Origin of the sequence: Serratia sp. H1w (genome assembly GCF_000633355.1) — a bacterium.
GTDB lineage: Bacteria > Pseudomonadota > Gammaproteobacteria > Enterobacterales > Enterobacteriaceae > Chania.
This window is the reverse complement of sequence record NZ_AYMQ01000152.1, coordinates 1-4456: the sequence shown is the minus strand read 5'-3', so window position 1 is coordinate 4456 and position 4456 is coordinate 1. Positions and strand designations below refer to the sequence as shown.

6 protein-coding genes and 2 pseudogenes are annotated in these 4456 nt (G+C 47.6%); 7 read left to right on the top strand and 1 reads right to left on the bottom strand.

Annotated features, from left to right (window positions below; translation table 11 throughout):
- Positions 1 to 18: 18 nt before the first annotated feature.
- The 7 genes and pseudogenes from U869_RS0127580 to U869_RS0127550 all read left to right on the top strand — a co-directional run.
- Positions 19 to 225 (top strand): annotated as a pseudogene (locus U869_RS0127580) (host-nuclease inhibitor Gam family protein); the annotation flags it as partial.
- A gap of 176 nt (positions 226 to 401) precedes the next feature.
- Positions 402 to 893 (top strand): hypothetical protein, encoded by a 492-nt coding sequence (locus U869_RS0127570; RefSeq protein ID WP_025123941.1) that lies wholly within the window; start codon positions 402 to 404, stop codon positions 891 to 893.
- A 400-nt stretch (positions 894 to 1293) separates the two neighbouring features.
- Entirely contained in the window at positions 1294 to 1596 is a 303-nt protein-coding gene (locus tag U869_RS32335; protein WP_071998307.1) for a hypothetical protein, read from the top strand.
- Positions 1589 to 1924, top strand: a complete 336-nt coding sequence (locus U869_RS29810) for a DUF6440 family protein (protein ID WP_025123942.1) — start codon at positions 1589 to 1591, stop codon at positions 1922 to 1924. The genes U869_RS32335 and U869_RS29810 overlap by 8 nt, the downstream gene beginning before the upstream one ends.
- Positions 1924 to 2373 carry an ANR family transcriptional regulator gene (locus tag U869_RS29805; RefSeq protein WP_025123943.1) on the top strand — a complete coding sequence of 150 codons (450 nt, stop codon included), beginning with the start codon at positions 1924 to 1926 and terminating at the stop codon, positions 2371 to 2373. Before U869_RS29810 ends, U869_RS29805 begins: the two co-directional genes overlap by 1 nt.
- Entirely contained in the window at positions 2370 to 2777 is a 408-nt protein-coding gene (locus U869_RS0127555; RefSeq protein WP_025123944.1) for a gp16 family protein, read from the top strand. The genes U869_RS29805 and U869_RS0127555 overlap by 4 nt, the downstream gene beginning before the upstream one ends.
- Positions 2778 to 2788: 11 nt before the next feature.
- Entirely contained in the window at positions 2789 to 3154 is a 366-nt protein-coding gene (locus U869_RS0127550) for a Mor transcription activator family protein (RefSeq protein WP_025121768.1), read from the top strand.
- A 142-nt stretch (positions 3155 to 3296) separates the two neighbouring features.
- Here the strand turns inward: U869_RS0127550 and U869_RS29800 are convergent.
- Positions 3297 to 4436: pseudogene (locus U869_RS29800) on the bottom strand (pyruvate formate lyase family protein); the annotation flags it as partial.
- Positions 4437 to 4456 lie beyond the last annotated feature (20 nt).

Here is a 4456-nt window from a genome sequence, read left to right as displayed (position 1 = left end):
TACACATTGAATACATGACCGAGCTGCACCATTAAAGGGGTTGAGTCCGTCATGGAGGCGCTGAAGAAATTAAAACTTATTCGTTTTATTCGCTCCAAGGATGAAATTAATAAGGAAGCCATTTTAAATGAGCCAGACGCAGTAAAAAATATTCCAGGCATCACGATTAATCGCGACCTGGAAGATTTTGCCATCATTCCATTTGAGCAGGAGAGCAGCGAATGAGCCTCTCTTGCAAAAGCTGTAAGAAAGAAGTCAACGAACTTGACTTGGAACAGGCAAATATCATGCAAGGACATGATGGCGTTTGGTGTGTTGACCTGGTTCTAAAATGCCCGCATTGCGGGCAACTCTATAACACATTTGTGCCCACCGGTGACCTGGAAGCGTTGGAGTAACTCATGATAAAAATAACCGATGTTAGTAAGTTGGAAAACACCATCAATAGCATGGTTGACACTCAAGGCATGTACACAAGTTCCAGTGCAGCCTTTATTGGTAAAACAGAAAATAAATGCATCACCATTACTGTTTTTAATAGAGATGCATTCGAGCGGGAGTTTAACGAAGATTTTAACGATTTTTCTGTTAAACACTTTTGCCTGACTGAAAGGGATAATTCTGAAGGCTGGTCAGAGATTGAGGGAAAACGGTGGTTCTCAATATCAAGAGAGGACTTATGTACACCAAAGGCCGCATTGCTAAGAGCAATATCCGAATGCGACCGCGACCTGGACTGGTTCAAAATGTTGATGATGGTGGTTAATCTGCTGGCAAGTGATACCCAGCATCCGTCAGAAACTCTATCGCCAGACGTATCTGGGTTGTGTGTGGATGGCCAGACTCCGCAGCAGCTTCTTCATGCAGTCGCTGCAAAACCAACTCAGGAGTAAAGGCAACACCGTTTTGATCAGTGCATATGCAGCCCTCCCTATTGCAGCGGAGGGCAGCTCTACACGGGCTACATCCTGCATTTCTTGCATCTTTTGTAACGCTTTTTCGTATTTTGCATCCATACCATCACCTGTGATTCATCGGGTTAAAAACGAAGTTCGATGGTAGGGAATGAAGGCAGACACCACAAATACCAAAGAGTAAAAGCGTGAACGCTGACATGTCTGTTGTCAGCATCAAGTAAAGGAGAATAAACAGTGCATTTTATTCACAAAAATATATGGCTGTGCATCTTTATTTCTTGCATTGCTTTCTGGGTTATCTCTATTGGGGGCGTGGCGTATTTAGTCAGCCTATTTGCCTAGCATTAATGGCGTAATTATATTATGAGGTTCTCCAATGAATAAATATCGTTGTCCATCATGCCATAAACCATTACCAGTCGATCATTCAGCTATCAATGTTGGTGACAAAGTGAATTTTTGTTTTCAAGTCACAAAAATGACGAAAAACGGAACATCAGTAAAAATGTCGGAGAGAACAGGAACAGTAGTTTCCGTAAGCTCCCCGCGCGTAGAGATCATTTATCGTGGTAGCCGCCAGTGGCTTGAGTTAACAGATGTGACGCCTTATGGCGCACCAAACGCATTAACTGTCGCATTTCAGGGGTTATGTGAATGCAATGGTGATAACCATGAATGATTTATCTACGCGCAAAATAGTGGAGATTACCCCAGAAGCACGCGCAGATTTAGCGCAGGCGATTTATGGTGGGCTGATAGCCGCTGGCCGTAAGACTGCAAAAAAGCTGGTTTTGATCGTAGTGATTGCGGCCATCATCCTACCGTTATTGTCCTGGTTGTCATTTAAAGCAGGATTTCTTGTTGATGATACTGACGGCATCCGGCGCTCTGGTTTGGCTCTTTATACCGACGTTGGCACGGGGTGTCAGTACCTTAGCGTGAGCGGCTCAGGCATTACTCCACGTATGGATAAAGACGGTTATCAGGTCTGTAAAGGAGGCAAATAATGGAGAGTCTGAATAAAACAAAATTATTGCGCCAGGCATTAGCCATTCTAGGGCCAAGTACCAGCCAAGAACTGGGGGTATATACCGGTATTAAGGCACATCACGTGAGTGCATTACTTAGCAGAGATCTTAATAAAGGAACACTACAGAGCGGCTGGAAAGGCAAAGAACGCTGCTATGGACAACCAGGGTCTATGAAACGTGTTGCATCGAAGATTATCCGTGCAAGTAAACTCAATGTACCAGTACCACGGGATACCCCATCAGGTGATTATTATATCTTCGCAGACCAGGCCCGTCACTTTGAACAACACAACTGCTTTGATGATGCAGCGCAGGAATGGCTCAAAGCTGCTGCTGTGGCGCGTCATTATGTCAATCAACGGTGGTGTAAAGCTCGCGCCAAGTATTGCGAACGTGGCTGGAAGTATCCAGAGGGGGACTTATGAACCGAGCCAAAACCATCCAGTTGATACATATCGCCCGCAACAAACTGGAAGTATCCGACGATGCCTACCGCGTGATGCTGCAGAACCTGACCGGCAAAGACTCATGTAGCAAGATGGATGATAAGCAACTGGCCAACGTTCTCGCCCACCTACGTGGCCGTGGGTTCAAGATTTCAGGCAAATTTCGCGAAGTACCTATGGCTGATTTCCCTATGGGCCGCAAAATCTGGGTGCTGTGGCAAGATCTGGCTAAGGCAGGGCTGGTGCGGGATAAGTCACAGAAAGCCCTTGATGCCTGGTTACTGGGCGAAACAGGTGTAGCTCGGTTGATCTGGTTGAAACAAGAGCCAGATCAGGCTCACCAGGCCATTGAGAAACTCAAGCAGTGGTTGGGCCGTAAGTAGGCGAGGTCAGTATGAAGAGCGAGATGGAAGAAAAACGGCATTGGTTACTTACAGAATTGGCAGAGTATGTAACACTGGTCGCTCAGGAACACGGGCTGCCTACAGACTCTGCCGATCAGTTAGGTACCAATGTAGCTAATTTCATCTGTGAGCATTTCGCCGGACAATTGATTACATTCCCGCAGGACTATTTCTTCAAGTTGTCGGCGCGAGATCTTCAGATTTACGAAGACTGGCGCAAGAGGATGCCCTGGCAGCAGTTGGTCATCACATACGGCATGACGGAAGGTGGACTGCGTAAGGTGATCAAGCGTGTGGAAAAACGGATTCTGAAACGTTCACAGCCTGGCCTTGAGCTGTTCCCTGACGATGAGTAAAATTGAGGGCGGAATGAAATTTTTCCGCCCTTGGTTCTCTTTCAGTATGTGAAATACAATTACAATCTCCATTACGTTATTTCTCACTATTTGCCCGTATTTTTCGATTTATCTCGCTCCACTTACACCATTTATCTCACTCCCTATCAAGCGTTATCCATCCTGCGCGGCCCTCTGGAGTATCCAGAGCTCCACTGCTGAGTTTGAAGTTATGTGCCATACCAAGGCTCATCGCCTCTACGTTAATTTTCGATACCGACTTGATGATGGCCGTGGGGCCTTGGTGATCAGCACCTTGGGATGGGCTCATGGCATCAGAAAGGGGGGCATAGGCGGCGCGTCCGTCAGGTGTGGCTCCGATCATGCTACCCAGTGGCGTATTGAACGATTGGGAAAGCGTACCGTGAATATGCCTGGCATACAGGGACGGATACTGGTTCATCGTCCTCTCGGTAAAATCAACGATATCCGCCGCAATGTGATCGGCGAAGTTGTCGTCATTGCCATATTTAGGCGCGGCCAGACAGTCGGTGCGTAAAGATTCATAGCCCAGCCAATCGGCATCCAGCGCCTGCCTGAGCTCGGTGAGCGTATATTTCTGCTGTTGGTAAACGAGTTTTTTGATGGCAGCCATGCTATCTGCGTAGGTCGCCAGCCCGGCAAAAATGGTCCCCGGCCCGTCATAAAGCGCAGCGCCACCGGCGAGCACGTCTTTGCCGCTTTGCATACAGCCGTCGACAAAGAGCGACATATAAGGCGTGGGGGCAAGGTCACGCACGGTTTTTTGAATAATCACGGAGCCTTCGGCCGTCGTGGTGATGATTTTAGTCAGTTGGTGCTTCACCGCGGCGGCAAATTTTTCATAATCGCTGAAATCTTCTAATGGGCCGGTATCTATTCCTTGCATGCCGCCATAGGAAGGCAACACACCACGATGCAGTACCAGCTCGATGGCGATAGGCCATTGGGTAAAACCACCGGCCGTCCATTGATGAATTCGTCCGGATTTCTGTGGTTCGACGCAGCCCATCAGGCAGTAATCACGCGCATCATCGAAATCAAATCCCTTACGCAGCATCATTTTGATATGCGCATCATCGAAGTGGCAGGCGGGCATTCCAGCTCCCGCTTTGATGATATCCAGTATTTTCTCCAGATAGGGCTGCGGTGATTGATTATGGATACGACACGCCAGCGAAGGTTGATACATTTTTATCTTTGCGACGGTGTCCATGATCAAATAGGTGAGATCGTTGGTGCCATCTCCTCCATCACGCTTCTGTAATGGTCAAGTAAAACCGG